This window comes from Aeromicrobium phoceense, assembly GCF_013868155.1.
Classification (GTDB): domain Bacteria; phylum Actinomycetota; class Actinomycetes; order Propionibacteriales; family Nocardioidaceae; genus Aeromicrobium; species Aeromicrobium phoceense.
This window is the reverse complement of the sequence record NZ_JACEOG010000002.1, coordinates 281609-307229: the sequence shown is the minus strand read 5'-3', so window position 1 is coordinate 307229 and position 25621 is coordinate 281609. Positions and strand designations below refer to the sequence as shown.

Sequence of the window (25621 nt, the reverse complement as noted above, 5' to 3'; positions counted from 1 at the left end):
CGCCGGTGCTGCTTCCCGCCGAGCGTTCGTGAAAGGGTAGCGTGACAGCACCGATGTCTCGATGGGAGTCCCATGTCCTCACGTCTCGCCGCGACGGCCGTCGCGCTCGTCCTGTTCACCGGCCTGGCCGGGTGTGCCAAGGAGGAGCCCGCGACGCCCAGCGACCCGACCTCGGCGACGCCCAGCGCCACCGTTCCGTCGCAGGATCCGCGGGCCGATCTCGTGGGCTCCTGGCGCGCCGACGAGGCCGACTGGACGGTGCACTTCGCGGCCGACGGCACGTTCACCGAGGACTTCGAGGGCAACGTCGACTTCCGTCGCGGCGCCTACCGGGTCGAGGACGGCATCGTCTACCTCGACGGTGACGACGGCGAGACCACCGAGGGCGAGCTCTCGGGCGACACCATCAACTTCAAACTCGGGATGCTCGAGCGCCTGTGAGGATCGTCGTCGCCCGCTGCCAGGTCGACTACGCCGGACGCCTGACGGCCCACCTGCCGCTGGCCCTGCGGGTCATCATGGTCAAGTCCGACGGCTCCGTACTGGTGCACGCCGACGGAGGCTCCTACAAGCCCCTCAACTGGATGAGCCCGCCGTGCACGCTGCGCGAGGGAGTCGCCGAGGACGGCGTGCCCGAGTGGACCGTTACCGCGAGGAAGACCGACGACACGCTGCGGATCCGGCTCGAGGAGGTCATCCACGACTCCGAGCACGAGCTGGGCGTCGACCCGGGACTGCAGAAGGACGGTGTCGAGAAGCACCTCCAGGAGCTGCTGGCCGAGCACACCGTCGCCCTCGAGGAGGGCATGACGCTCGTGCGCCGCGAGTACATGACCGCGATCGGTCCGGTCGACCTGCTGTGCCGCGACGCCGCCGGCGCCTCGGTCGCCGTGGAGATCAAGCGCCGTGGCGAGATCGACGGCGTCGAGCAGCTGACCCGCTACCTCGAGCTGATGAACCGCGACCCCAAGCTGCGCCCCGTGCGCGGCATCTTCGCCGCCCAGGAGATCAAGCCCCAGGCCCGCACCTTGGCCAAGGACCGCGGCATCGACTGCGTCGTCGTCGACTACGACGAGCTGCGCGGACTCGACGACCCGAGCCTGCGCCTGTTCTGACCTCCGGGTGGACGTGGTCTCGATACGCCGCTCGTCCCTCGCGAGCTACTCGACCACCGGCGATCCAGCCAGCGCCACCGGCGATCGAGTAGCAGGCGAGCGCAGCGAGACGCATATCGAGATCACGCGCACTAGCGGGTGCAGACGCGCAGGTCGGCCCACACGGCGCGGTGGTCGCTGCCCTTGATGTCCTCGGTGCCGTTGCCCTGCACGGTCAGCCCGCGCACGAGCACGTGGTCGATGTCGGCGAACGGCGGGTGGGCGCGGTTCTGGGGCCGGGTGGCCGTGGGCCACGGGCCCGCCGTGTCGTACATGCCGCGCTTGGCATCGCGGAAGGCGGCGTGGGCCGAGGAGGCGTTGAAGTCGCCCGCCATCACGAGCGGTCGGCCGCGGTTCGCGCGCTGCCACTCCCCCAGCTCGAGAAGTCCCGCACGCCAGTCCTCGAGCCACTGCTCGATCGGCGGCTTCGGGTGCACCGCGCGCACCAGGATGGGCGTCCCGGCCACGTCGACCGACAGGGCGGGCTGCTGGAAGGTGTCGGCCTCGCCCGCCGGCACCTCCACCCGGGTGGCGCGGTACCGCGACAGGATCGCGGTGCCCTCGGTGTCGCGCCCCTCGACGGTCTGCCCGGTGCGGTGTGTGAAGCGGCTGCCGGCCTCCGTGGCCGACAGCGCCGCGATCATCGGCTCGGTCGCCTCGGCCAGGACCAGGACGTCGACGTCATGGCGCTGCACCGCGGCCGCCAGCTGGGCCACGTCGGCCTCACCGTAGAACGCGTTGAAGGTCATCACCGACAGGCGGGACTCCCCCGCGTCGCAGGCCGGCCGGTTGCTGACGTTGAGGATCGTCACGAGCGCCACGGCGATCACCACGGCGTTCGCGCCCAGGGCGAGCCACGCCCGCGTGAGCAGGCTGAGGACGATGCCCACGACGGCGAGCACGATCCACAGCCGGCCCAGTGCCTGGACCGCGGGGAGCCAGGACGGCTCGATCCGGTCGATCCACGGTGTCGCCGCCAGCAGCAGCAGCGCCACGGCGACGACCGTCAGCAGCGCCCGGACGACCCTCACGACGTCAGGCGCCCGCGATCGGCGGCGCGGTGGGGTCGGAGCCCTCGCCGGTCTCCTCGCGCGCGATCCAGTCCTCGATGCGCTCGTAGTCGTCCTTCGAGCGGGTGACGACGGCCAGCAGGTCGCTCATCTTCGCGACCTCCTCGACCTGCTCCTTGATGAACCACTGCATGAACTGGTCGGAGGCGAAGTCGTTGTCCTCGCGCGCCAGGCGGGTGAGCTCGTTGATCTGCGCGGTCACGCGCTTCTCCTGCTCCAGGGCCGCCGCGACCGGCTCGACGACGTCGGCGAAGTCCATCCGCGGAGCGGCGAGGGCCGGGATCACGACGCGCTGGTCCTGGTCGAGCAGGTACTGGACCATCATCATCGCGTGGTCGCGCTCCTCGAGGGCCTGCGCGTAGAACAGCGCGGCCATCTGCGGCATGGTGAGCGCGTCGTAGTACGTCGCGATGCCGACGTACTGCTGGTGCGCGCTGAACTCGTGACCGATCTGATCCTGCAGGGCCTTCACGAACTGCTCGGAAGCCATGTTTCCTCCTCTGGCTAGGTCAGCCTAACCTTCGCGCTGTACCGTGGTGGGTGTGCCGAAGCCGCCGAAGAAGAAGTGCTGCGTGAGCAAGCCGCGCTGCAAGCGCTGCCCGATTCGCATGATGGCCGAAGGCACCCTCCCCGACGGCTACACCGTCAAGAAGCGCAAGCTGGTCAAGGTCAAGAAGAAGGACAAGGACAAGAAGAAGTCCTCGAAACCCTCCAAGACCAAGACCAAGCCGTTGGCCGCCTGATCACTTCGACTGCTTCGATCACGCCGAGCCTATTGGTCCGGACCCGCCGTCGCCACGAAGGACAGGCGAGCCTTCGCGCGCCTGTCCTCTCGTGATCAGACCGGCAGGTCGTTGGCCTTGCGGATCTCGTCGACGACGCGCGACATGATGTCGGTCATGCCGAAGTCCTTCGGCGTGAAGACCGCGGCGATGCCGGCGGCCTCGAGCTTGCGGCCGTCGGAGTCGGGGATGATCCCGCCCACGATGATCGGCACGTTCGTCAGGCCGGCGTCGGCCAGGCCCTTCTGGACGTCGGGCACGAGCTCCATGTGCGAACCGGACAGGATCGACAGGCCCACGACGTGGACGTCCTCGGCCACCGCGGCGGCGACGATCTGCTCGGGCGTCAGCCGGATGCCCTGGTAGATGACCTCGAAGCCGGCGTCGCGGGCTCGGACGGCGACCTGCTCGGCACCGTTGGAGTGCCCGTCGAGGCCCGGCTTGCCCACGAGGAAGCGCAGGCGTCCGCCCAGCTCCTCGCCGGTCTGGCGCACTTTCTCGCGCACGGCAGTCAGTTCGGATCCGGCTTCGGCCACGCCACTCACTCCTGCCACGCCCGTGGGCGCCCGGTACTCGCCGAAGACCTCGCGCAGCGCCGCGGACCACTCGCCCACGGTGGCACCGGCGCGCACGGCGTCGAGCGTGGCGGCCATGAGGTTCTCGTCGGTCTTGGCCTGCTGCTGCACGGCCTCCAGGGCCGCGTCGACGGCGGCCTGGTCGCGCTGGCTGCGCCACTGCTGGACGTCGGCGATCGCGTTCGCCTCGGCCTTCGGGTCGGCGACCATGATGGCGGCGTCGAGGTCGGCCGTCAGCGGCGACGGCTCGGTCTCGACGAAGCTGTTGAGGCCCACGACCTTCATCTCGCCGGACTCGATCCGCGCGCGCCGCTCGGCGTGCGAGGTGACCAGCTCCTGCTTCATGTAGCCCGAGACGACGGCGGCGACGGCGCCGCCCATCGCCTGGACGCGGTCCATCTCGGCCTTCGCGCCCTCGACCAGCTCGTCGACCTTGGCCTCGATGACGTGCGAGCCGTCGAAGATGTCGCCGTACTCGAGCAGGTCGGACTCGTAGGCCAGCACCTGCTGCAGGCGCAGGGACCACTGCTGGTCCCACGGCCGCGGCAGGCCCAGCGCCTCATTCCATGCCGGCAGCTGCACGGCACGCGCGCGGGCGTTCTTGCTGAGCGTGACGCCCAGCATCTCCAGGACGATGCGCTGGACGTTGTTCTCGGGCTGCGCCTCGGTCAGGCCGAGGGAGTTGACCTGCACGCCGTAGCGGAAGCGGCGCATCTTCGGGTCGGTGACGCCGTAGCGGTCGCGGGTGATCTCCTCCCACATCCGACCGAACGCGCGCATCTTGCACATCTCCTCGACGAAGCGCACGCCGGCGTTCACGAAGAAGGAGATGCGGCCCACGACCTGCTCGAACTGGTCTTCGGGCACCTGGCCGGAGTCCTTGACCGCGTCGAGGACCGCGATCGCGGTGCTCATCGCGAAGGCCAGCTCCTGCACGGGCGTGGCCCCGGCCTCCTGCAGGTGGTAGCTGCAGATGTTCAGCGGGTTCCACTTCGGGATGTTCGCGACCGTGTACGCGATCATGTCGGTGGTCAGGCGCAGCGAGGCCTCGGGCGGGAACACGTAGGTTCCGCGCGACAGGTACTCCTTGATGATGTCGTTCTGCGTCGTGCCGGCCAGGGCCGACGCGTCGACACCCTGCTCCTCGGCGGCCACCTGGTACATCGCCAGCAGCCACATGGCCGTGGCGTTGATGGTCATCGACGTGTTCATCTCCGAGAGCGGGATGTCCTCGAAGAGACGACGCATCGCACCCAGGTGAGGGATCGGCACGCCGACCTTGCCGACCTCGCCGCGCGACAGGACGTGGTCGGGGTCGTACCCCGTCTGCGTCGGCAGGTCGAAGGCGACCGACAGACCGGTCTGGCCCTTCGACAGATTGCGTCGGTAGAGCGCGTTGGACTCGGCTGCGGAGCTGTGGCCGGCGTAGGTTCGCATCACCCACGGGCGATCAGGCTGCACTGACATGCGGCAAGGGTACCGCTGGCCCCGGACGTGCGAACGACGGTCCACCCAGCGCTCGCCCCCGCGCGTGGCTCAGGCGCCGGAGCGATCGCCGCCGGGGACCCAGAGCACGTCGCCGCGCTCGCGGTTCGCGTAGCGGCCGAGGATGAACAGCAGGTCGCTCAGCCGGTTGAGGTACTTCGCCACGAGCACGTTGACCGTGTCGCCGTGCTCCTCGATCGCGCGCCAGGCGGCACGCTCGGCGCGGCGCGTCACGGTGCGCGCCACGTGGAGGTGGGCGGCGGCGAGAGTGCCGCCGGGCAGGATGAACGAGTCCAGCTTCGGGGTGACCTCGTTGAAGCGGTCGCACCACTGCTCGAGCCGCTCGACGTAGTCGGGCTCGACCCGCAGCGGGACGTACTTGGGCTCGGCCACGATCGGGTTGCCGACGTCGGAGCCCAGGTCGAACAGGTCGTTCTGGATGTGCGTCAGCACCGCCGTGACGTCGGCGTCGAGCTCACCCGTGGCCAGCGCGACACCGATCTGGCTGTTCGCCTCGTCGACGTCGGCATAGACGATCAGCCGCACGTCGTTCTTCGACGTGCGGCTGAAGTCGACGAGGTTGGTGGTGCCGTCGTCACCTGTTCGGGTGTAGATCTTCGTGAGGTGAACCATGGGTTCACCCTAGAGGTGTGGCCTCAGCGGCTCACATCCAGTCGATCGCCTGAACACGGATCTTGATGCTGGAGGTGTCGTCCGCCTGGGCGGGCGACGCGACCGTACCGGCGGCGACAGCGAGGGCGAGGAGGACTGCAGCGATGAGCTTCTTCATGTCATCAGTGTGAGGGTTAAGCGAGCGCTCGGCAACCGAAACGGCAAGGTCCGCCGCACCAGTTCAGGTCACAGGACGTTGTTGACGCCGCGCCCGGGCGGCGAGGACTCCAGCCACGAGAGCAGCCCGGTGAGCGAGTTCGGGCTCAGCGCGAACTGCTCGATCCCCTCGGCGTTCTCGGTGCGCACCACGATGTGCCCGTCGTGCAGCGCGTACGCCTCGGCACCCTCGGGCTGGCGGCGGCCCTCGATGAGCACTCCCCCACGGACGAACCGGTGTCGGGGACGCGCCGAGAAGGAGAAGGTGCGGTACCAGTCGATGGCGTCGTCGCGATAGACCGCGACGCCGAGCACCCAGCCGGAGGCTGAGTGCTCGGCGCCACGGTTCACGCTCAGTTCGAAGGTCACGCCCTTGCGGGCGATCCAGCGCCGCCGGGCGACGAGCCCGCCGAGGAACAGCAGGCCCAGCACGACGATGATCGCGAGGGAGTCGACCAGCCACAACCAGAGCGGCATCGATCACTGCCTCGCGATCACCATCAGGACGCCTTGCCGATGAGGCGCAGCTTCGCCTCGGCACGGCGGACGGCCAGGTCGTCCTCGGACGACCGGGCCTTCTCCAGCTCAGCCTGGGTGGCCGACTCGTCGACCTCGTCGGCGAGGAACGTGTCCTCGGACAGGATCGACACGCGGTCGGCGGCGACCGAGATGAACCCCTCGGCGACGGCGGCACGCACGGTGTCGCCCTCGACGGGGAAGATCTCGACGACACCGGGCACCAGCAGCGACAGCAGCGGCGCATGGCCGGTGAGCACGCCGATGTCGCCCTCGGCGGTACGGGCGATGACCTCACGGGCCTCACCCGACCACACGACGCGGTCGGCGGCGACGAGCTCGATCTGCAGTGTCATGTCAGCGGACCTCAGAGGTTCTTCTGGATGTCGGCCCACTTCTTGTCGACGTCGTCCAGACCGCCGCACATGAAGAACGCCTGCTCCGCCACGTGGTCGTAGTCGCCGTCACAGATCTTCGTGAAGGCGTCGATCGTCTCGTCGAGCGGGACGGTCGAGCCCTCGATGCCGGTGAACTGCTTGGCCACGTAGGTGTTCTGGGAGAGGAAGCGCTGGATACGACGCGCGCGGGACACGATCGTCTTGTCCTCCTCGCTGAGCTCGTCGACACCGAGGATCGCGATGATGTCCTGGAGCTCCTGGTTGCGCTGCAGGATGCCCTTGACCCGGTTCGCCGTCGCGTAGTGATCGGCGGCGATGTAGCGGGGGTCCAGGATGCGCGACGTCGACGTCAGCGGGTCCACGGCCGGGTAGATGCCCAGCGACGCGATCTCGCGGCTCAGCTCGGTCGTGGCGTCCAGGTGGGCGAACGTCGTGGCCGGGGCCGGGTCGGTGTAGTCGTCGGCGGGCACGTAGATCGCCTGCATCGAGGTGATCGAGTGACCACGCGTCGAGGTGATCCGCTCCTGCAGCACGCCCATCTCGTCGGCCAGCGTGGGCTGGTAGCCCACGGCCGAGGGGACGCGACCCAGCAGGGTCGAGACCTCCGAGCCGGCCTGGGTGAACCGGAAGATGTTGTCGATGAACAGCAGCACGTCCTGCTTCTGAACGTCGCGGAAGTACTCGGCCATGGTCAGGGCCGACAGGGCGACGCGCAGACGCGCTCCCGGCGGCTCGTCCATCTGGCCGAAGACCAGCGCCACCTTGTCGAGGACGCCCGACTCCTCCATCTCGACGATGAGGTCGTTGCCCTCGCGGGTGCGCTCGCCGACACCGGCGAACACCGACACGCCGTCGTGGTCCTTGGCGACGCGGGCGATCATCTCCTGGATCAGCACGGTCTTGCCGACGCCGGCACCACCGAACAGGCCGATCTTGCCGCCGAGGACGTACGGCGTCAGCAGGTCGATGACCTTGATGCCGGTCTGGAACATCTCGGTCTTGGGCTCGAGCTGGTCGAACGCGGGCGCCTTGCGGTGGATGCCCCAACGCTCCTGGACGTCCCAGGTCTCACCCTCGGCCAGGTTCATGACCTGACCGGTGGTGTTGAAAACCTTGCCGAGCGTCTGGTCGCCGACGGGCACCGAGATGGGCTCGCCGGTGTCGGTGACCGGGGTACCGCGGACGACGCCGTCGGTGGGTCGCAGGCTGATCGCGCGGACCATGCCGTCGCCAATGTGCTGCGCGACCTCGAGGGTCAGCGTCTCCTTGGTGCCGGCGACCTCAGTGTCGACCAGCAGGGCGTTGTAGATCTCGGGCATCTGGTCGGCCGGGAACTCGATGTCGAGCACCGGGCCGATGACCCGGGCGACGCGGCCGGTCACGGCGGCCGAGTCGTTGGTGGTCTCTTCGACGGTTGCAGTCATGGTCTCTTCCTCAATCGGACTGGGAGGCCTCGGCGAGCGCGTTAGCGCCACCCACGATCTCGCTGATTTCTTGGGTGATGCCGGCCTGGCGAGCCTGGTTCGCCAGTCGGGTGTACTTCTCGATCAGGTCCTGCGCGTTGTCGGTCGCGGACTTCATGGCCTTCTGTCGCGCGGCGAGCTCGGAGGCCGCCGCCTGCAGCAGGCAGGAGTAGATGCGGCTGTAGAGGTACTTCGGCAGGACCGCCTCGAGCACCTCGGCCGCACTGGGCTCGAACTCGTAGAGCGGAAGAACCTCGGACTCCTCCGGGGACTCCTCACCCTCGACGATCTCGAGCGGGAACAGGCGGATCGCCGTCGGCTCCTGCACCAGCATCGACTTGAACCGCGTGTAGACCACGAAGAGCTCGTCGATCTCGGGGGCGTCGCTCGCCTCGTCCTCGTCGGACTCGTGCTGGGCACCGCGCGAGATCAGCGCATCGCCCATCGTGCGGGCGTCGTCGTAGGTCGGCTTGTCGGAGAAGCCGGTCCACGAGGTCTCGAACGGACGCTGGCGGAAGTTGAAGTACGACTCCGCCTTGCGGCCGGCCAGGAAGTACGTGACCTCCTTGCCCTCGGCACGCAGACGCTCGGCGAGCTGCTCGGTCTCCTTCAGCACGCTCGAGGCGTACGCGCCCGCCAGACCACGGTCGCTGGCGATGACGAGAATCGCGGCGCGCTTGGCGTCGGGGTTCTCGGTCGTCAGCACGTGGTTGACGTTGGAGTACGTGGCCAGGGCCGACACCGCACGCGTGAGTTCACGCGCGTACGGTGCGGCCGCGGCCGCGGCCTGCTGGGCCTTGATGATCCGCGACGCGGCGATCAACTCCATCGCACGCGTGATCTTCTTGGTCGACTGGGTCGACCTGATCTTCGCGCGGTACTCGCGGAGTGAGACTGCCATCGTCAGCCTCGCTTCTGTCGGACGATCTGCTCCTGCTCGACGTCCTCGTCGGCGAGGGCGTCGAACTCTTCGTGCCCGGCCTTGATCGACTCACCGTCACCGGTCTCGAACTGGTCGAGGAACGAGTCGTAGGCCTCGTCAAGCGCCTGGGCGCTGGAGTCCTCGAACTTGCCGCTCTCGCGGATCGCGTCGAGCACCCCGGGGTGCGAACGCTTGACGTAGTCCTGGAACTCGGCCTCGAAGCGGTGGATGTCCGAGACCGGCACGGCGTCGAGCTTGCCGGTGGTGGCGGCCCAGAGTGAGACGACCTGCTTCTCCATCGAGAACGGGTCGTACTGCGCCTGCTTGAACAGCTCCATGAGGCGCTGGCCGCGGGCGAGCTGGGCCTTGGACGCGGCATCGAGGTCGGACGCGAACATCGCGAACGCCTCCATGGCGCGGTACTGGGCGAGCTCGACCTTGAGCGAGCCGGTGACGGCCTTCATCGCCTTGGTCATCGCCGAGCCGCCGACGCGCGACACCGAGATGCCGACATCGACCGCGGGACGCTGGTTGGCGTTGAACAGGTCCGACTGCAGGAAGATCTGACCGTCGGTGATCGAGATGACGTTGGTCGGGATGTACGCCGACACGTCGTTGGCCTTGGTCTCGATGATCGGCAGGCCGGTCATCGAGCCCGCGCCCAGGTCGTCGCTGAGCTTGGCGCAACGCTCGAGCAGCCGCGAGTGCAGGTAGAACACGTCGCCGGGGTAGGCCTCGCGGCCCGGCGGGCGACGCAGCAGCAGCGACACGGCGCGGTAGGCCTCGGCCTGCTTCGACAGGTCGTCGAAGATGATCAGGACGTGCTTGCTCTGGTACATCCAGTGCTGGCCGATGGCCGAGCCGGTGTACGGGGCCAGGTACTTGAAGCCGGCCGAGTCCGATGCGGGGGATGCGACGATCGTCGTGTACTCCAGCGCGCCGGCCGCCTCGAGGGCGCCGCGCACGCTGGCGATGGTCGAGCCCTTCTGACCGATGCCGACGTAGATGCAGCGGACCTGCTTGCTCGGATCGCCCGACTCCCAGAACTCCTTCTGGTTGATGATCGTGTCGATCGCGATGGCGGTCTTGCCGGTCTGGCGGTCACCGATGATCAGCTGGCGCTGGCCGCGGCCGACCGGGGTCAGCGAGTCGATCGCCTTGAGGCCGGTCATCAGGGGCTCGTGGACGCTCTTGCGCTGCATCACGTTCGGCGCCTGGAGCTCCAGGGCGCGACGCTCCTCGATGCCGGTGATCTCGCCGAGGCCGTCGATCGGGTTGCCGAGCGGGTCGACGACGCGTCCGAGGTAGCCCTCGCCCACGGGGACCGAGAGAACCTCGCCCGTGCGCTTGACCTTCTGGCCTTCTTCGATGCCGGCGAAGTCACCGAGGATGACGACGCCGATCTGGCGGACGTCGAGGTTCAGCGCCAGACCGAGGGTGCCGTCCTCGAACTCGAGCAGTTCGTTGGCCATCGCTGAGGGAAGACCCTCGACCTGCGCGATGCCGTCGGCCGCCGACGCGACGATGCCGACCTCTTCGGCCTCGCCCTGCGTCGGGGTGTAGTCCGACACGAACTTCTGCAACGCGTCGCGGATCTCCTCCGGACGAATCGAGAGTTCAGTCATGCTGTGTGCCTGCCTTCTTGTGCGAACGGTGCGTTCTGGTCAGCCTGCGATGCGCCGGCGTGCGGCCTCGAGGCGGGTGGACATGGTGGCGTCGACGACCTCGTCGCCCACGGAGACGGCGATGCCGCCGATGACGGACGGATCGACCACGGTGTTGAGCTGGATCTCCCGTCCGTAGCGCCGCGAGAGCGCATCGGTGAGTCGCTGACGCTCGGTGTCGTCGAGGTCGTACGCGACGCGAGCCACGGCGACGAGCCGGTCCTCACGTGCGGCGACCTGGCGGCTGAACGCCTCCAGGACCCGCTCGAACGAACCGGTGCGAGCCACCGCTGCCTGCGAGAGCAGGGCCAGGGTCGAGTCGGAGACCTTGCCGCGGAACACGTCCTGGAGCAACGTGGTGCGGGCCGAGGCCGGGACCGACCGGTCGGAGACGACCCGTCGGAGCTCGTCGGAGTCGTGGATGACCCGTCCGGCCTCGAACAGCTCGTTCTCCAGGATGTCGCCCTGGCCGGCCTCGTCGGCGGCGCGGGTGTAGGCCGCGACGCCGGCGATCTCGAGACCGTCGGTCAGGTCACGCCCAGCGGCCCAGCGACCGCTGACGGCGCTGGAGAGCACCGTGAGCGTGTCCGCGGCGACCTTGCCCTCGAAGATGCCGGCGGCGAGCGTGCGCTTGCCCTCGGCCTCGGTCGACGGATCGGTCAGAACGCGTCGGGCGGCCACGGCCGAGTCGAGCGCCGAGACGATGCCGAAGAGCTCGGCGCCGACCTGGGCCGCCGACGCACCCGGGACCGCGGCGACCGCGGTCAGGGTGTCGTCGAGCGACTTGGCAGACGATCCACGCATCAGTTGGCCGACCCCTCGAGTTCGTCGATGAAGCGCTGGACGGAACGACGCTGCGCGTCGGTGTCGGCGAGGGACTCGCCGACGATCCGGCCCGCGAGCTCGGTGGCCATGCCGCCGACCTCGGACTTGAGCTGCGCGATCGCCTGCTGGCGCTCGGCAGCGATCTGGGCCTGCGCCGCCGAGACGATGCGCGCGGACTCGGCCTGAGCCTGCTCGCGCATCTCGACGACGATCTGGGCACCCTGCTCGCGCGCCTCCTCACGGATGGCGGCGGCCTCGTGCCGGGCGTCGGCCAGCTGCGCGGTGTACTGCTCGAGCGCGGCCTGGGCTTCCTTCTGCGCCGACTGCGCCTCCTCGATCCCGCCCTCGATCGCGGCCGTGCGCTCGGCGTAGGCCTTCTCGAAGTTGGGAACGACGTACTTCCTCACGAGGAAGTACAGAATCGCGAAGACGACCAGCGACAGCACGACCTCAGAGAGGATCGGCACCAGCGGGTTGTGCTCCTCGCCTTCGGCAGCCGTGGCGAGAATCGTGGAGTACATCAGTCAGTTCCTGACGTTGTCAGAGGACGAAGGCGAGCGCGATGCCGATGATGGCCAGGGCCTCGGCCAGGGCGAAGCCGAGGATCGCGATCGACTGGAGGCGGCTCTGGGCCTCGGGCTGGCGGGCCACGCCGTTGATGTACGCGGCGAAGATCAGACCGATGCCGATGCCGGGGCCCACGGCCGCCAGGCCGTAGCCGATCATGTTCAGGGAGCCGAGGGTTTCGAGATCCACGGGTTTTTCCTTTCGTTGACGACGCACGAGCGCCGTCGGTTAGCGAAAACTGAGGGTTATGGAGTTGTGACCGACGATCAGTGCTCGTCGGCGAGTGCCCCGCCGATGTACATCGCGGACAGCAGGGTGAAGACGTAGGCCTGCAGGAACAGCACCAGCAGCTCGAGGAAGCTCACGGCGACGCCCATCAGGAAGGACAGCACGCCGACCGGCGCGTACCAGGGGTTGCCGGAGTCGAGGATGAGGTAGGCAGCGCCCGTGGCGAACAGGATCAGCAGCAGGTGGCCGGCGAACATGTTGGCGAAGAGACGCAGTGCCAGCGTGGCCGGGCGGACCAAGATCGTGGAGAGGAACTCCAGCGGAATGATCAGCGCCAGGATCGGGCCGGTGATGCCGCCGGGGATGCAGACGTGGCGCAGGTAGCCGCCGAAGCCGTGCTTTGCGATGCCGACGCCGTTGTAGATGACCCACACCAGCAGGGCGATCGGGACGACGAAGCCGAACCGGGAGAACGACGGGAACTGCAGGAACGGGATGAGGCTGAAGTAGTTGTTCACCAGGACGAAGGTGAACAGCGTGAAGAGCAGGGGCACGAACTTGAGGAAGTCGTGCGAGCCGATCGAGTCCCGAGCGACGCCGTTGCGCACGAACCCGTAGACGTACTCGCCGGCGAACTGCAGGCGGCCCGGCACGACGGCCTGGCGCTTGGACGCGGCCCAGAAGAAGCCCACGATCAGCGGCACGGAGAGCGCCAGCAGGAGCATCGGCTTCGTGACACCGAGGTCACCGATGTGGAAGACCGGCGGGAGTTCGAAGCTGCCAGGTCCCGGAGCGGCGAAGCCGCCCTCGGAGTCCGAGGCGGCGTTCAGCACGGTGGTCGTCACGGCGGACAATCGATCACCCTTCTGTGGCGTCGAGCCCCTGTCGGCCCCGACGTCGGTCGGCAGTTCACGCGGATCAGCTCTCGCGTTGCGCCATCGCGACGGTGTAGATGCCCAGTGCGGCACCCACCACCACGCCGATGGCGACCATGAACGACGTGTCCCACCATCGGTCGAGCAGGAACCCTGCTCCACCGTAGAAGATCACTCCCCCGGCCACACGACCGAAGGCGACCCACGGGTCCTGCGGTGGGGGTGCGTCGTTCATTGCACCCCGAATCTATCAGGGACGTTTGCAGCCGCTGCAGGCAGGTCGTGAAACTTTTCACTTCGTCGGCGCGGCCCCGCGCGGGCGCCCCGTACGAGCGCCCGGAACGTTCAGTCCCGAGGCGTTTCGCCCGGTTCGGCGGGCTTCTGCTCGGGCAGGTCGTAGATCGGGGTTCGCTCCCGGGTGGCGTCGAGGACCCGGGCGCCGAGCCACACCATCGTGGTGGCGATCACGGTGACCGACACCGACTCGGCGTCGATCGGACCGGATTCGCCGGCCGAGCGCCGCAGGACCACGAAGAGCGCGAACAGGGCGACGACCTTGGTGAGGAAGAAGATCATCGCGAACATCAAGGACAGCGCAGGCGTGGCCTTGGCGACCGGGCCGAGCACGGTGGGGGTCGCACCGAAGAACCCCAGCACGATGACCCCGCCGATCAGGGCGCCCACCACGCCTTCGGTGCCGACCACGAGGCCCGCCACGACCGTGCACACCGCGATGGTGGCCAGGCCGGCGCGCAGGGCCCAGCGACGCGGGCTCACGACCACACCTTCGACTCGAGTCGGGGCAGGAGGAAGATCGCCGCGGTCACCAGGGCGGTGAGCAGTGCGATCACCACGAAGAGCTGCCAGCCGCTGAACAGTCCGATGGCCACGACGCCGAAGGCGACCAGGGCCGCGGCGGCGTACATCAACAGGACGGCGCGCCGGTGCGAGTGCCCGATCTCGAGCAGCCGGTGGTGGATGTGCATCTTGTCAGGGCTGAACGGCGACCGGCCCGCTCGGGTGCGGCGCAGCACCGCCAGGCCCATGTCCAGGAACGGCACCATGAGGACCGCGAACGGCAGGACGAGCGGCAGGATCGCCGCCGGCAGCAGGCTCGAGTCGGCGCCGCCGATGCCCTCGGACAGGCTCGTGGCGGGGAACTGGCCGGTGAGGCTGATCGAGGAGCAGGCGAGGACGAAGCCCAGCAGCATCGAGCCCGAGTCGCCGATGAACATCCGGGCCGGGAAGAAGTTGTGCGGCAGGATTCCCAGGCACGCGCCCGCGAGAGCGATGGTCAGGATCGCGGCTGCGACCGCGCGGGTCTCGCCGTTCTCCACTGCCAGGACGAAGGCGTAGACGAAGAAGGCGATCGACCCGATGGCCGCCATGCCGGCGGCCAGTCCGTCGAGCCCGTCGACGAAGTTCATGGCGTTGGCCGTGGCGACGATGAGGAAGACCGTGAGGATCATCGCCTGGGCCTGGTCGAGCCCGAGGTAGGTGTTGGGCAGCGGCAGGTAGACGAAGTGCAGGCCCATGGCGACCGTGATGACGCCCGCCAGGACCTGCCCGGCGAACTTGCTCAGCGCGTCGAGCTCGAAGATGTCGTCGATGATGCCCACCAGGCAGATGACGCAGGCGCCCACCAGCACGGCGCGGACGTCGGCGAACAGCGACGGGTCGCCGCCGGACAGGAAGGGCAGGTGGGTGGCGGTCAGGTAGGCCGCGACGAGGCCGCCGAGCATCGCCGGCCCGCCGAAGTACGGCGTGGGGATCGCGTGCACGTCGCGGTCGCGCACCTGGGCGACGGCGCCGAGCTGCTGGGCGGTCTGCCGCGCGATCGACGACAGCAGGTAGGCCACGCCGATCGCGACGCCGAAGATGACGAGGTACTCACGCACCGGCTCCACCGCCGGCGGGCTCGATCGTGTTGTTGAAGCCGTGGAGGGTGGCCAGGTCGATCGCGCCCTCGCGCAGCACGCGCGGCACCGGGCCGGTGACGTCGAGGATCGTGGACGGCGTGGAGCCGGCCGACGGTCCGCCGTCGAGGTACACCCGCACGGAGTCGCCGAGCATCGCCTCGGCCTCGTCGACCGTGGTGGCCGCCGGCTGCCCGCTCAGGTTGGCGCTGCTGACGGCACTGGGTCCGGACTGGCGCAGCACGGCACGCGTGCGCTCGTCGTCGGGGACGCGGACCGCGACGGTCCCGTGGGTCTCCCCCAGGTCCCAGGTGAGCGACGGCTGCGCCCGGAAGACGACCGTGAGCGGGCCGGGCCAGAGGTCCGCGAGCATCGTCTGCAGCCACGCGGCGGGACGCTCGGCCACCAGCGCGTCGAGGGTGACCGGGTCGGCGATGAGGACCGGCGGCGGCATGTCGCGCCCGCGGCCCTTGGCCTCGAGCAGGCGGGCGACGGCCGAGGGGTCGAAGGCGTCGGCCGCGATCCCGTAGACCGTGTCGGTCGGCAGGACCACCAGCGCGCCATCGCGCAGTGCCGAGACAGCCGCCTCGACGCCGCGGTCGAGTTCCGTCGCGCAGTCGAACCTCATGACCCCAAGGTTAGGGGTCGACACCGGCACCCACGGCGTCGGCTGCCGGGAGACGGATCGTTAGAATCGTCAGGATGCGTTCCTCCAGGCCGGTCCCGACCGTCGTGACCCCATGACCCCGTCCCCGACGCTGGCCGCGCTGTTCGCCCTGGGCTCCGCGCTCGGCTTCGCGTTCTCGACCTCCTTCCAGCACCTGGCCGCCGGACGCGTCCACCTCACCGTCACGCACCCCCTCCTCGTGCTGCTGCAGCTGCTGCGCAGCCCGCGCTGGCTCGCGGGGAGCACCATCGGCCTGATGGCGTGGCTGCTGCACGCGGTCGCGCTCAACCTCGGCACCCTCTCGCTGGTCCAGCCGATCATCCTGCTGGGCGTGGTCCTCGCGGTCGTCGTTCGATCGTCGCTGGACCGCCGGTGGCCGAGCCGGAACGAGCTCGTGGGAGTCACCGTCACGATCGCCTCGCTGATCGCCGTGGTCTCGGTCGCGGACACCAGCCACGAGGGCGCGACCGCGCCGACCTCCTGGATGCTCGCGGTGGCCGGCACCGGCGTGGTGATCGCGCTGGTGGTGACCCGGTTCGCCAACGATCTGCCCCGACGCGGCATGGCGGCGTTCGTGCTCGGGATGACCGCCGGCATGCTCTTCGGCATCACCGCCTGCCTCATGAAGGTCGTGGGTGAGGCGATCAGCACGCACGGCGTCCCGGGGTTCCTCGGCACCTGGTCGCCCTGGGTGCTGCTGTCGTGCGCGTTCCTGGCGATGTCGCTCAACCAGCGGGCCTACCAGTTGTCGCGCCTCTCGCACTCCATGCCCGTGCTGAACGTGACCTCCGTGCTGCTGTCGATCGTGCTCGGGTCGGTGCTGTTCCAGGAGTCGCTGCCCACGTCGCCGGGGACGCTGGCGCTGCAGGCGATCGGCCTCGTCGGCATCGCGTGGGGCCTCTACCGCATCGCCGACGCCGGCCCCCGCGCGCGCGTCGCCTGACTCCCCGCTCCCCCGGCCTCGCGAGTGGCAGTGGGTGGAATCAGGGGCGGCGGGCGGTGACGAAGCGGGGCCGGTCGGCGAGGTCGGCGTGGTCGCGGACCTCGGCCCAGCGCGAGGTGAAGACGGCCGGGGCGCTCTCGCCCTGCGCGTCGGCGTGCTCGGCACCGACGACCCCGCCGGAGCGCAGCAGCCGCCAGGCCACCTGCTCGACCACGCGCATCGCGTCGAGGCCGTCGTCGCCCGACCACAGCGCGAGCTGCGGGTCGTGGTCGCGGGCCTCCGGCGCCACCGACTCCCATGCGTCGAGCGGGATGTAGGGCGGGTTCACCACCACGACGTCCACCGTGCCGTCGAGCTCGGGGAACGCGTCGGCCATGTCGCCGCGACGCAGGTCGACCCCCGTGCCGTCGAGGTTCTGCATCGCCCAACCGTGGGCGGACTCGTCGAGCTCGACGGCGTGCACCCGCGCCTCGGGCACCTCGTGCACCACCGAGAGCGAGATCGCGCCGGAGCCGGCGCACAGCTCAACGACGACGGGCGGGAGCCCCTGCTGCAGGACCTCGCGCGCGGCGTCGATCGCCCACCCCGCGAGGAGCTCGGTCTCGGGGCGTGGCACGAAGACGCCAGGACCCACCTCGACGTCGACGTAGCGGAAGGCGGCCGTGCCGGTGATGTGCTGCAGCGGGACCCGGCGGGCGCGAGCCGCGATCATCTCGAGGTAGGTGCGGCGCTGGACGTCGTCGACGCGCGCGGTGAGCGTGAGCAGCGCCCGCGGCGTGCCGGTGACGTGACTCAGGAGCACCTCGGCGTCGTGGCGCGGGGACCCGACCCCACCCTGCTCGAGCGTGGCGGCGGCCTCCTCCAGCAGGCGGCGGGTGCTCACGGGCGGTCCTCGAGGGCCGCGAGTCGGTCGGCCAGGTCGGCCTCGACCAGCGAGCCGATCACGTCGTCGAGTGCGCCGTCGATGACCTGGTCGAGGTTGTAGGCCTTGAACCCCGTGCGGTGGTCCGAGATCCGGTTCTCGGGGAAGTTGTAGGTGCGCACCCGCTCGGAGCGGTCGACCGTGCGCACCTGCGAGCGGCGCGCGTCGGAGGCCGCGGCGTCGGCCTCGGCCTGCGCCGCGTCGAGCAGGCGGGAGCGCAGGATGCGCATCGCCTGCTCCTTGTTCTGCAGCTGCGACTTCTCGTTCTGGCAGCTCACGACGATCCCGGTGGGCAGGTGCGTGATCCGCACGGCCGAGTCGGTGGTGTTGACGCTCTGCCCGCCCGGTCCGGACGAGCGGAAGACGTCGATCCGCAGGTCGTTGTCGTTGACCTGGACGTCGACGTCCTCGGCCTCGGGCAGCACCAGGACACCGGCGGCCGACGTGTGGATGCGCCCCTGCGACTCGGTGACGGGAACGCGTTGGACGCGGTGCACGCCGCCCTCGAACTTGAGCTTCGCGTAGGGCGCCTCCCCCGGCTCGGGGGTGCCCTTCGCCTTCACCGCGGCGGTGACCGACTTGTAGCCGCCGAGCGCGGTCTCGGTGCAGTCGAGCACGTCGACCTTCCACCCGTGCCGCTCGGCGAAGCGCGAGTACATCCGCATCAGGTCGGCGGCGAACAGCGCCGACTCGTCACCGCCCTCGCCACCCTTGATCTCGAGGATCACGTCCTTGCCGTCGGCGGGATCGCGCGGGACGAGCATGCGCTCGAGGCGCTCGGCGAGCTCGGGGACGCGGCGTTCGAGGTCGGCCGCCTCCTCGGTCATGTGCAGCTCCTGCGCAGCCACGAGGTCCTCGCCGGCGTCCAGCCACTCGCGGTAGACGCGGATGATCGCCGTCAGCTCGGCGTACCGGCGTCCGAGGTCGCGGGCGCGGCGCGCGTCGGAGTGCACGGCGGGGTCGGCCAGCTGCTGCTCGACCTCGGCGTGCTCGCCGATCAACGACTCGACTGCTTCGAACACGTCGTCACCTCCTGCGCTCGGGTGCCCGGACACGACAACGGCGCCGGTCGCTCCATCAGAGCGACCGGCGCCGGAGAAGTCCTACTTCTTGCCGTAGCGCTTCTCGAACCGGGCGACGCGGCCGCCGGTGTCGAGGATCTTCTGCTTGCCCGTGTAGAACGGGTGGCAGGCCGAGCAGACATCGGCGCGGAGGGAGCCCTCGGTGGCCGTGCTGCGGGTGGTGAACGAGTTGCCGCAGGTGCAGGTGACCTGGGTCTCCACGTACGCGGGGTGGATGTCCTTCTTCATGATGTCCTCTCGTGGGGTCGCCGGGTCGGGACGCGGGTGCGGACCGTGAACCGGAACCAAGGATTGATTCTGCCAGTGGCACCTTGTATAACCCAAATCGGGCCCGGGGTGTTCCCCTGTCCTCAAATCCCGAGGCACCGCCTACTATGACCCTCATGGGGACCGGGAGACTCAAGACCATTGCCATCACGCTGGTGATGCTCCTCGTGATCGGCGGCGCCGGGGTCTACATCGCCACCGAGTACGGCCGCAGCCGTGCCATCACCGTGATCGCGGCCGTCGGACTCGTCGCCGCGCTGGCGTGGGTCATCCTCACGATCGTCTCGATCATCACGGCCACCAGCGCCCGGCGCATCCTCACCGAGGAGGACACGACGCTGCGCAACGAGCAGCGCCCCGTCGCCCGTCGCACGATCCTGCCCGGCGACGACAAGCAGGTCGGACGGCGCCGCAAGGACCCCAGCGGCTCCTGACCGGCAGCGATCAGGCCGGAAGCAGCGCCTCGATGTCCTTCGCGATGTCCTCGGGGCTCGTCGTCGAGCCGTAGCGCTTGACCACCGTGCCCTCGGTGTCGACCAGGAACTTGGTGAAGTTCCACTTGATCGCACCCCCGAGGACGCCCTTCTTCTCCGACTTCAGCCACTGGAAGAGCGGGTGGGCGTCCGAGCCGTTGACCTTCACCTTGGAGAACATCGGGAACTGCACGCCGAACTGCGACTCGCAGAACGTGGCGATCTCGTCCTCGGCGCCCGGCTCCTGACCGCCGAACTGGTCGCACGGGAAGCCCAGCACGACGAAGCCGCGATCGGCGTAGGTGTCGTAGAGGTCCTGCAGGGGTCCGTACTGCGGCGTGAAGCCACACTGCGAGGCGGTGTTGACGACGAGCGCGACCTTGCCGCGGTAGTCGGCGAGCTGCTGCTCCATGCCGTCGATCGTGGTGGCGCTGAAGTCCCAGGCGGTGGTCATGTGGCGAGCCTAGCGACGAAGGCCCGGCCCCCTTGCGGGAACCGGGCCTTCGAGGCTCAGCAGGTGCGGCGCGGCGGCCGCCGGCGATCAGTTCTCGCCGTTGCTCGCACCGCCGGGCATCGTCTTGTTGATCTCCATGAGGAACTCGACGTTGTTCTGCGTCTTCTTGAGCTTGCCCAGGATGAGCTCGAGGCCCTGCTGGCCGTCGAGGCCCGAGAGCAGGCGGCGCAGCTTCCACACGATGGCCAGCTCGTCGCGAGCCATGAGCAGCTCCTCGCGGCGGGTGCTGGAGGCGTCGACGTCGATCGCCGGGAAGATCCGCTTGTCCGCGAACTCGCGGCGCAGGCGCAGCTCCCAGTTTCCGGTGCCCTTGAACTCCTCGAAGATGACCTCGTCCATGCGCGAGCCGGTCTCGATCAGCGCGGTCGCCAGGATGGTCAGCGAGCCGCCGTCCTCGATGTTGCGCGCCGCGCCGAAGAACTTCTTCGGCGGGTACAGCGCCGAGGAGTCGACGCCGCCGGACATGATGCGTCCGGAGGCGGGCGCGGCCAGGTTGTAGGCCCGGCCCAGGCGGGTGATGCCGTCGAGCAGCACGACCACGTCGTGGCCCAGCTCGACGAGGCGCTTGGCGCGCTCGATCGCCAGCTCGGCCACGGTGGTGTGGTCGGAGGCCGGACGGTCGAACGTGGAGGCGATGACCTCGCCCTTGACGGTGCGCTGGAAGTCGGTGACCTCCTCCGGACGCTCGTCCACCAGGACGATCATCAGGTGGCACTCGGGGTTGTTCTCGGTGATCGCGTTGGCGACCTGCTGCATCACCATCGTCTTGCCCGCCTTGGGCGGCGAGACGATGAGGCCGCGCTGGCCCTTGCCGATCGGCGAGACGAGGTCGATGACGCGGCCCGTCAGGCCACCGGCCTGGCCCTCGAGGCGCAGGCGCTCCGAGGGGTACAGCGGCGTCAGCTTGGAGAAGTCGACGCGGCGCTTGGCCTCGTCGGCGTCCGACCCGTTGACCGAGTCGACCTTGACCATCGGGTTGAACTTCTCCTTGCGCTCGCCCTCACGGGGCTGGCGCACCTGGCCGGTGATCGCGTCACCGCGGCGCAGGCCGAGCTTGCGCACGAGCGCCATCGAGACGTAGACGTCGTTCTCGCTGGGCAGGTAGCCCGTGGTGCGCACGAACGCGTAGTTGTCGTGGATGTCGAGGATGCCCGCGGCCGGCACCAGGACGTCGTCCTCGGTGAAGGTGGGGTTGTCCTCGAGGCCGCGGCCCGTGCTGCCGCCGCGGTTGCGGCCGCGACGGTTGCGACGGCGTCCGCCGTCCTCGTCCTGGTCACGGTTCTGGTCGCGGCTCTGATCGCGGTTCTGGCCGCCACCCTGGGTGCGCTGGCCGCCGCCCTGGCGGTCCTGGCGATCCTGGCGGTCCTGGCGGTTCTGGTTGCCGCCCTGGCGATCCTGGCGGCCCTGGCCGCGGTTGCCCTCGCGGTCGCCGGACTCGCGGTCGCGACGATCCTCCTGGCCCTTGTCGGCCTGCTTCTCGCCGCGCGAGCGGTCGTCCTGACCCTTGTCGGCCTGCTTCTCGCCGCGCGAGCGGTCGCCCTGGCCCTTCTCGGCCTGCTTCTCACCCTGCGAGCGGTCGCCCTGAGCCTGGTCGGACTGCTTCTCGCCCTGCGAGCGGTCGCGACGGGTCTCGCCCTGGTCGGACGTCTCGGCCGGCCCGGCGGTCTCGGCGGCGTCGCTCTCGCGCGTCTCGGCCTGCTCGACCGGCGCGGAGGACTTGGGGGCACCGGCGGCGCGGCTGGCGCGCGCCGGGCGCTTCGTCGTCCTGGCCTTGGTCGTGGTCTCGGCCGGCACGTCGATGAGCGTGTCCTGGCTGTCCTGGCTGGCACGGGGCGCCTCGACCGGCTTCGCGTCACCGCGGGCGGTCTTGATGGCGTCGATCAGCTGACCCTTGCGCATCTTGGCGGCACCCTCGATGCCGAGGCCGGCGGCGATCTCCTGGAGTTCGGCGATCACCTTTCCGCCGAGCGCTCCCCCGGTCTTGCGGGGGGCCTTCGCGGGGGCCTTGTCGGCACCGTCCGCGGGCGTGGGATCGACCGTGGTTGATTCCGTCACACGTTGTCCTTTTTCGGGAGGCCACGCTTCCTGGGTGGGCGCCTATCGGGTTGGCCGACGTCGCGTCTCGTTCAGGTTCGCCCGTATCCGACGGGCTGAGAGGTGGCATGGTGTCGGGGAGAGAGACTCGACTCCGACAACTTCACTGTAACACGCACTCAGGACCGGAAGTGCACGCCTTCGGGCGACACGCGCAGTTCGCGTCGAGCCCATCCGGCCGGGCTCCAGGCCTCGAGTCCGTGCGCGAATGCCAGCACCGTCGGGCCGGCTCCGGAGATGACCGCGGGCACGCCCTCGACACGCAGCTGGCGGACCAACTTGTAGGAGTCGGGCATCGCCTCGGCGCGGTACGGCTGGTGCAACCGGTCCTCGGTGGCCGAGATCAGCCGCTCGGGCGCGGAGGTGAGTGCCGCCACCAGCAGGGCCGTGCGCCCGGCGTTGAAGGAGGCGTCCCCGTGCGGGACCTGCTCGGGCAGCAGGCCGCGGGCCACGGAGGTGGCGACCGGCTCCGGCGGGACGAACACGGTGACGTCGGCCTCGACGTCGAGCCGCAGCGTCTCGGCCGCGGCGCCCTCGATCCACGAGATGGTGAAGCCGCCGAACAGCGCCGGTGCGACGTTGTCGGGGTGACCCTCGAGATCGGTGGCCAGGCCGAAGAGCGTGGTGTCGTCGACGCGCTCGTCGCCGCCGACGACCAGGGCGCGGGCGAGCACGACGCCCGCGGCGATCGCCGCGGCCGAGGAGCCAAGGCCGCGGCCGTGGGGAATCGTGTTGCGGCACGTCAGGTGCAGGCCCGCCGGCTTCTCGCCGAGGAGGTCGAACGCGGCGTCCATCGCGCGGTACAGCAGGTGCGTCTCGTCGCGCGGGACCTCGTCGGCACCCTCGCCCTCGATGTCGAACGTCAGGCCCGAGGTGGTGACCTCGGCCGTGACCTCGTCGTACCAGGACAGCGCCATCCCGAGGGAGTCGAAGCCGGGTCCGAGATTGGCGCTGGTGGCCGGGACCCGGACGGTCACCGGCACGTCGACGAAGGTCATGCGAGCCCGGCTGCCTCGGCGGCCGCGTGCACGTCGGCGTCGACGACCGTGTCGACGATCGAGCCGATCTGCGACAGCGGCGTGTCGATGTCCTTCAGGCCGTGCCCGGTGACGGTGACCGTGATCGTCAGGCCGGTCGGCACCTCCCCCGCCTGGACGGCGGCAAGCAGACCGGCGACGCCCGCGGCGGACGCGGGCTCGACGAAGATGCCCTCGTGGCGCCCGAGCTCGCGCTGGGCGTGCAGGATCTGCTCGTCGCTGACGGCGTCGATCCGGCCGCCCGACTCGTCGCGGGCGTTCTCGGCCAGCGTCCACGAGGCCGGGTTGCCGATCCGGATCGCGGTGGCGATGGTCTCGGGGTGGGTGACGATCTCGCCCCGCACGAGCGGCGCGGCGCCGGCGGCCTGGAAGCCCCACATCCGCGGACGCGAGGAGGCGTCGCCGGACTCGTGGTACTCCACGAAGCCCTTCCAGTACGCGCTGATGTTGCCGGCGTTGCCGACCGGGAGGACGTGGATGTCGGGCGCCCGGCCGAGCACGTCGACGATCTCGAACGAGGCGGTCTTCTGACCTTCGAGGCGCATCGGGTTGACCGAGTTGACCAGCGCGACGGGGTACTCCTTGGCCAGCCCGCGCGACATGTTCAGGCAGTCGTCGAAGTTGCCGCGGACCTGGATGATGTCACCGCCGTGCATGACCGCCTGGGCCATCTTCCCGGCCGCGATCTTGCCCTGGGGCACGAGCACGATCGGGGTGAGCCCTGCGCGCGCGGCATAGGCCGTCATCGACGCCGAGGTGTTGCCGGTGGAGGCGCACACGACGGCCTTGGCGCCCTCGGCCACCGCGGCGGAGATCGCCGTGGTCATGCCGCGGTCCTTGAAGGAGCCGGTGGGGTTGTTCCCCTCGACCTTCACCCAGACGTCGCCGGCGACGAGGCCGGACAGCCACGCCGAGTGGATGAGCGGCGTGCCGCCCTCCCCCAGCGACACGACGGTCGCGCCCGGCTCGAGCGGGATCCGGTCCCGGTACTCCTCGATGACTCCGCGCCACGGGCTGGCCATCACGACACTCCTTCGACTCGCATGACCGACGAGACCCCGCGCACCATTTCGAGGTCGCGGAGCTGACGCACCGTCGCCGCGAGTGCGGCGTCGTCGGCCTCATGGGTGACGACGACGAGCTGGGCGTCGCCGCCGCGGCCCTCCTGGCGGACCGTCTTGATCGAGACGTCGTGGACGGCGAACGCCTCCGCGACGGCGGCCAGCACACCCGGACGGTCCTCGACGTCGATCTGGACGTGGTACCGCGTGCGGGCCCGGCCGATGTCGAGCACCTCCACCTGGGCGTGCACGGTCTCGCCGGGGCCGAAGACGCCGTCGACGCGATGGCGGGCCACGGTGACGACGTCGCCGAGGACCGCGCTCGCGGTGGGTGCACCGCCGGCGCCGGGCCCGTAGAACATGAGCTGGCCGGCGGCCTCGCTCTCGACGAAGACGGCGTTGTAGGCGCCGCGGACGCTGGCCAGCGGATGCGTGGCCGGGATCATCGCGGGGTGGACGCGCACGGACACCGCGGTGCCCTCGGGGTCGATCTCGCAGATCGCCAGCAGCTTGACGACCGAGCCGATCTCGGAGGCCGACGCCACGTCGGCGGCGGTGACCTCGGTGATGCCCTCGCGGTGGACGTCGGCGATGGTGACGCGTGTGTGGAACGCCAGACCGGCCAGGATCGCGGCCTTGGCGGCGGCGTCGAAGCCCTCCACGTCGGCGGTGGGATCGGCCTCGGCGAACCCGAGGCGCTGGGCCTCGTCGAGCGCGTCGTCGAAGCCCGCGCCCGTGGTGGTCATGGCGTCGAGGATGAAGTTGGTGGTGCCGTTGACGATGCCGAGCACCCGCTCGACCCGGTCGCCGGCGAGCGACTCGCGCAACGGGCGGACGATCGGGATGGCACCGGCGACGGCGGCCTCGTAGTAGAGGTCGCGCTCGGCCTTGACCGCCGCCTCGTAGAGGGTGTCGCCGTCCTCGGCCAGCAGGGCCTTGTTCGCGGTGACGACCGACGCGCCGCTCTCGAGGGCGGCCAGGATGAGCTCGCGGGCGGGCTCGATGCCGCCGATGACCTCGATGACGACGTCGAGGTCGCCCCGGGTGACGAGGGCCTTGGCGTCGGTGGTGAACAGCTCGGAGGGGATGTCGAGGCTGCGCGTGCGCTCGAGGCGACGGACGGCGATCCCGACCAGCTCGACCGGTGCACCGACGCGGCGGCCGAGCTCCTCGGCGTCGCGCAGGAGGAACCGGGCGACCTCGGTGCCGACGACACCACAGCCGAGCATCGCGATGCGGATCGGGCGGGCGGGAGCGGACGTGGTCACCGGGCAAGACTAGCGGCGACGCGCT

At 69.8% G+C, this 25621-nt stretch carries 31 protein-coding genes; 5 read left to right on the top strand and 26 right to left on the bottom strand.

Annotated elements, in window-relative coordinates; genetic code table 11:
- Positions 1-72 precede the first annotated feature (72 nt).
- Both H1W00_RS14815 and nucS read left to right on the top strand, forming a co-directional pair.
- Positions 73-441, top strand: a complete 369-nt coding sequence (locus H1W00_RS14815; protein ID WP_181756587.1) for a hypothetical protein — start codon at positions 73-75, stop codon at positions 439-441.
- Positions 438-1115: an endonuclease NucS gene (gene nucS / locus H1W00_RS14810; RefSeq protein WP_181756586.1), complete on the top strand. Its 678-nt coding sequence runs from the start codon at positions 438-440 to the stop codon at positions 1113-1115. Before H1W00_RS14815 ends, nucS begins: the two co-directional genes overlap by 4 nt.
- Before the next feature lie 131 nt (positions 1116-1246).
- On the opposite strand, the gene H1W00_RS14805 is transcribed toward nucS, so the two are convergent.
- Both H1W00_RS14805 and H1W00_RS14800 read right to left on the bottom strand, forming a co-directional pair.
- Positions 1247-2185, bottom strand: a complete 939-nt coding sequence (locus H1W00_RS14805; protein WP_181756585.1) for an endonuclease/exonuclease/phosphatase family protein — start codon at positions 2183-2185, stop codon at positions 1247-1249.
- 4 nt (positions 2186-2189) lie between these two features.
- Entirely contained in the window at positions 2190-2714 is a 525-nt protein-coding gene (locus tag H1W00_RS14800) for a ferritin (protein ID WP_181756584.1), read from the bottom strand.
- Positions 2715-2766: 52 nt separating this feature from the next.
- Here H1W00_RS14800 and H1W00_RS14795 point away from each other — a divergent pair, with 52 nt between their 5' ends.
- The gene (locus H1W00_RS14795; RefSeq protein ID WP_153303014.1) at positions 2767-2967 is read left to right on the top strand and encodes a hypothetical protein; all 201 of its coding nucleotides are present in this window, start codon (positions 2767-2769) and stop codon (positions 2965-2967) included.
- A 95-nt stretch (positions 2968-3062) separates the two neighbouring features.
- Here the strand turns inward: H1W00_RS14795 and H1W00_RS14790 are convergent, their stop codons facing one another.
- From H1W00_RS14790 to H1W00_RS14720, 16 genes are all read right to left on the bottom strand, one after another.
- Positions 3063-5048, bottom strand: coding sequence for a protein meaA (locus tag H1W00_RS14790; protein WP_181756583.1), 1986 nt, complete (start codon positions 5046-5048; stop codon positions 3063-3065).
- 69 nt (positions 5049-5117) lie between these two features.
- A complete protein-coding gene (locus H1W00_RS14785) occupies positions 5118-5699 on the bottom strand; it encodes a cob(I)yrinic acid a,c-diamide adenosyltransferase (RefSeq protein ID WP_181756582.1) in 582 nt (193 codons plus the stop codon).
- Between the two features lie 31 nt (positions 5700-5730).
- Positions 5731-5856 (bottom strand): hypothetical protein, encoded by a 126-nt coding sequence (locus H1W00_RS16885; protein ID WP_269456861.1) that lies wholly within the window; start codon positions 5854-5856, stop codon positions 5731-5733.
- Positions 5857-5924: 68 nt separating this feature from the next.
- Entirely contained in the window at positions 5925-6371 is a 447-nt protein-coding gene (locus H1W00_RS14780) for a DUF2550 domain-containing protein (protein ID WP_181756581.1), read from the bottom strand.
- Between the two features lie 23 nt (positions 6372-6394).
- Positions 6395-6766: a F0F1 ATP synthase subunit epsilon gene (locus tag H1W00_RS14775; protein WP_181756580.1), complete on the bottom strand. Its 372-nt coding sequence runs from the start codon at positions 6764-6766 to the stop codon at positions 6395-6397.
- Between the two features lie 11 nt (positions 6767-6777).
- On the bottom strand, positions 6778-8232 hold the full coding sequence (gene atpD / locus H1W00_RS14770) for a F0F1 ATP synthase subunit beta (RefSeq protein WP_181756579.1): 1455 nt from the start codon (positions 8230-8232) through the stop codon (positions 6778-6780).
- A gap of 10 nt (positions 8233-8242) precedes the next feature.
- Positions 8243-9172 carry a F0F1 ATP synthase subunit gamma gene (locus H1W00_RS14765; RefSeq protein ID WP_078700523.1) on the bottom strand — a complete coding sequence of 310 codons (930 nt, stop codon included), beginning with the start codon at positions 9170-9172 and terminating at the stop codon, positions 8243-8245.
- 2 nt (positions 9173-9174) lie between these two features.
- Positions 9175-10818 (bottom strand): F0F1 ATP synthase subunit alpha, encoded by a 1644-nt coding sequence (atpA, locus tag H1W00_RS14760; protein WP_181756578.1) that lies wholly within the window; start codon positions 10816-10818, stop codon positions 9175-9177.
- Between the two features lie 39 nt (positions 10819-10857).
- The gene (locus tag H1W00_RS14755) at positions 10858-11661 is read right to left on the bottom strand and encodes a F0F1 ATP synthase subunit delta (RefSeq protein WP_181756577.1); all 804 of its coding nucleotides are present in this window, start codon (positions 11659-11661) and stop codon (positions 10858-10860) included.
- Positions 11661-12203, bottom strand: a complete 543-nt coding sequence (locus H1W00_RS14750) for a F0F1 ATP synthase subunit B (protein WP_181756576.1) — start codon at positions 12201-12203, stop codon at positions 11661-11663. Before H1W00_RS14750 ends, H1W00_RS14755 begins: the two co-directional genes overlap by 1 nt.
- 19 nt (positions 12204-12222) lie before the next feature.
- Complete coding sequence (gene atpE, locus H1W00_RS14745) at positions 12223-12408, bottom strand: ATP synthase F0 subunit C (RefSeq protein ID WP_049798293.1); 186 nt, start codon at positions 12406-12408, stop codon at positions 12223-12225.
- A gap of 107 nt (positions 12409-12515) precedes the next feature.
- Entirely contained in the window at positions 12516-13322 is an 807-nt protein-coding gene (gene atpB / locus H1W00_RS14740; protein ID WP_181756575.1) for a F0F1 ATP synthase subunit A, read from the bottom strand.
- 73 nt (positions 13323-13395) lie between these two features.
- The gene (locus H1W00_RS14735; RefSeq protein ID WP_153303013.1) at positions 13396-13587 is read right to left on the bottom strand and encodes a hypothetical protein; all 192 of its coding nucleotides are present in this window, start codon (positions 13585-13587) and stop codon (positions 13396-13398) included.
- A 110-nt stretch (positions 13588-13697) separates the two neighbouring features.
- Complete coding sequence (locus tag H1W00_RS14730; protein ID WP_181756574.1) at positions 13698-14129, bottom strand: Cg1360 family ATP-synthase-associated protein; 432 nt, start codon at positions 14127-14129, stop codon at positions 13698-13700.
- Positions 14126-15250, bottom strand: coding sequence for an MraY family glycosyltransferase (locus H1W00_RS14725; protein ID WP_181756573.1), 1125 nt, complete (start codon positions 15248-15250; stop codon positions 14126-14128). The genes H1W00_RS14730 and H1W00_RS14725 overlap by 4 nt, the downstream gene beginning before the upstream one ends.
- Complete coding sequence (locus tag H1W00_RS14720) at positions 15243-15896, bottom strand: L-threonylcarbamoyladenylate synthase (protein WP_181756572.1); 654 nt, start codon at positions 15894-15896, stop codon at positions 15243-15245. The genes H1W00_RS14725 and H1W00_RS14720 overlap by 8 nt, the downstream gene beginning before the upstream one ends.
- 112 nt (positions 15897-16008) lie before the next feature.
- Between H1W00_RS14720 and H1W00_RS14715 the strand changes: the two genes are divergently transcribed.
- Positions 16009-16878, top strand: coding sequence for a DMT family transporter (locus tag H1W00_RS14715; protein ID WP_181756571.1), 870 nt, complete (start codon positions 16009-16011; stop codon positions 16876-16878).
- A 40-nt stretch (positions 16879-16918) separates the two neighbouring features.
- Here the strand turns inward: H1W00_RS14715 and prmC are convergent, their stop codons facing one another.
- The 3 genes from prmC to rpmE all read right to left on the bottom strand — a co-directional run bounded on the left by prmC (position 16919) and on the right by rpmE (position 19110).
- The gene (gene prmC, locus H1W00_RS14710) at positions 16919-17761 is read right to left on the bottom strand and encodes a peptide chain release factor N(5)-glutamine methyltransferase (RefSeq protein ID WP_181756570.1); all 843 of its coding nucleotides are present in this window, start codon (positions 17759-17761) and stop codon (positions 16919-16921) included.
- Positions 17758-18822 carry a peptide chain release factor 1 gene (gene prfA / locus H1W00_RS14705; RefSeq protein ID WP_181756569.1) on the bottom strand — a complete coding sequence of 355 codons (1065 nt, stop codon included), beginning with the start codon at positions 18820-18822 and terminating at the stop codon, positions 17758-17760. The genes prmC and prfA overlap by 4 nt, the downstream gene beginning before the upstream one ends.
- Before the next feature lie 81 nt (positions 18823-18903).
- Entirely contained in the window at positions 18904-19110 is a 207-nt protein-coding gene (gene rpmE / locus H1W00_RS14700; RefSeq protein ID WP_078700513.1) for a 50S ribosomal protein L31, read from the bottom strand.
- A 155-nt stretch (positions 19111-19265) separates the two neighbouring features.
- Between rpmE and H1W00_RS14695 the strand changes: the two genes are divergently transcribed.
- The gene (locus tag H1W00_RS14695) at positions 19266-19583 is read left to right on the top strand and encodes a hypothetical protein (protein WP_181756568.1); all 318 of its coding nucleotides are present in this window, start codon (positions 19266-19268) and stop codon (positions 19581-19583) included.
- Positions 19584-19593: 10 nt separating this feature from the next.
- On the opposite strand, the gene H1W00_RS14690 is transcribed toward H1W00_RS14695, so the two are convergent.
- From H1W00_RS14690 to H1W00_RS14670, 5 genes are all read right to left on the bottom strand, one after another.
- Entirely contained in the window at positions 19594-20076 is a 483-nt protein-coding gene (locus H1W00_RS14690; protein ID WP_181756567.1) for a glutathione peroxidase, read from the bottom strand.
- Between the two features lie 87 nt (positions 20077-20163).
- Entirely contained in the window at positions 20164-22191 is a 2028-nt protein-coding gene (gene rho, locus H1W00_RS14685; protein ID WP_181756566.1) for a transcription termination factor Rho, read from the bottom strand.
- 158 nt (positions 22192-22349) lie between these two features.
- Positions 22350-23228, bottom strand: coding sequence for a homoserine kinase (thrB, locus tag H1W00_RS14680; protein WP_181756565.1), 879 nt, complete (start codon positions 23226-23228; stop codon positions 22350-22352).
- A complete protein-coding gene (thrC, locus tag H1W00_RS14675) occupies positions 23225-24289 on the bottom strand; it encodes a threonine synthase (protein ID WP_181756564.1) in 1065 nt (354 codons plus the stop codon). The genes thrB and thrC overlap by 4 nt, the downstream gene beginning before the upstream one ends.
- A complete protein-coding gene (locus H1W00_RS14670; protein WP_181756563.1) occupies positions 24289-25596 on the bottom strand; it encodes a homoserine dehydrogenase in 1308 nt (435 codons plus the stop codon). The genes thrC and H1W00_RS14670 overlap by 1 nt, the downstream gene beginning before the upstream one ends.
- Positions 25597-25621 lie beyond the last annotated feature (25 nt).

Coding starts and splice junctions, on each gene's coding strand:
- H1W00_RS14750 (WP_181756576.1), bottom strand. CDS start 12,203: ATGTACTCCACGATTCTCGCCACGGCTGCCGAAGGCGAGGAGCACAAC.
- rpmE (WP_078700513.1), bottom strand. CDS start 19,110: ATGAAGAAGGACATCCACCCCGCGTACGTGGAGACCCAGGTCACCTGC.
- H1W00_RS14765 (WP_078700523.1), bottom strand. CDS start 9,172: ATGGCAGTCTCACTCCGCGAGTACCGCGCGAAGATCAGGTCGACCCAG.
- H1W00_RS14755 (WP_181756577.1), bottom strand. CDS start 11,661: ATGCGTGGATCGTCTGCCAAGTCGCTCGACGACACCCTGACCGCGGTC.
- H1W00_RS14695 (WP_181756568.1), top strand. CDS start 19,266: ATGGGGACCGGGAGACTCAAGACCATTGCCATCACGCTGGTGATGCTC.
- thrC (WP_181756564.1), bottom strand. CDS start 24,289: ATGGCCAGCCCGTGGCGCGGAGTCATCGAGGAGTACCGGGACCGGATC.
- H1W00_RS16885 (WP_269456861.1), bottom strand. CDS start 5,856: ATGAAGAAGCTCATCGCTGCAGTCCTCCTCGCCCTCGCTGTCGCCGCC.
- H1W00_RS14780 (WP_181756581.1), bottom strand. CDS start 6,371: ATGCCGCTCTGGTTGTGGCTGGTCGACTCCCTCGCGATCATCGTCGTG.
- H1W00_RS14800 (WP_181756584.1), bottom strand. CDS start 2,714: ATGGCTTCCGAGCAGTTCGTGAAGGCCCTGCAGGATCAGATCGGTCAC.
- H1W00_RS14690 (WP_181756567.1), bottom strand. CDS start 20,076: ATGACCACCGCCTGGGACTTCAGCGCCACCACGATCGACGGCATGGAG.
- atpD (WP_181756579.1), bottom strand. CDS start 8,232: ATGACTGCAACCGTCGAAGAGACCACCAACGACTCGGCCGCCGTGACC.
- H1W00_RS14785 (WP_181756582.1), bottom strand. CDS start 5,699: ATGGTTCACCTCACGAAGATCTACACCCGAACAGGTGACGACGGCACC.
- H1W00_RS14790 (WP_181756583.1), bottom strand. CDS start 5,048: ATGTCAGTGCAGCCTGATCGCCCGTGGGTGATGCGAACCTACGCCGGC.
- H1W00_RS14715 (WP_181756571.1), top strand. CDS start 16,009: ATGACCCCGTCCCCGACGCTGGCCGCGCTGTTCGCCCTGGGCTCCGCG.
- H1W00_RS14775 (WP_181756580.1), bottom strand. CDS start 6,766: ATGACACTGCAGATCGAGCTCGTCGCCGCCGACCGCGTCGTGTGGTCG.
- H1W00_RS14735 (WP_153303013.1), bottom strand. CDS start 13,587: ATGAACGACGCACCCCCACCGCAGGACCCGTGGGTCGCCTTCGGTCGT.
- H1W00_RS14815 (WP_181756587.1), top strand. CDS start 73: ATGTCCTCACGTCTCGCCGCGACGGCCGTCGCGCTCGTCCTGTTCACC.
- atpE (WP_049798293.1), bottom strand. CDS start 12,408: ATGATCGGCTACGGCCTGGCGGCCGTGGGCCCCGGCATCGGCATCGGT.
- thrB (WP_181756565.1), bottom strand. CDS start 23,228: ATGACCTTCGTCGACGTGCCGGTGACCGTCCGGGTCCCGGCCACCAGC.
- H1W00_RS14720 (WP_181756572.1), bottom strand. CDS start 15,896: ATGAGGTTCGACTGCGCGACGGAACTCGACCGCGGCGTCGAGGCGGCT.
- atpA (WP_181756578.1), bottom strand. CDS start 10,818: ATGACTGAACTCTCGATTCGTCCGGAGGAGATCCGCGACGCGTTGCAG.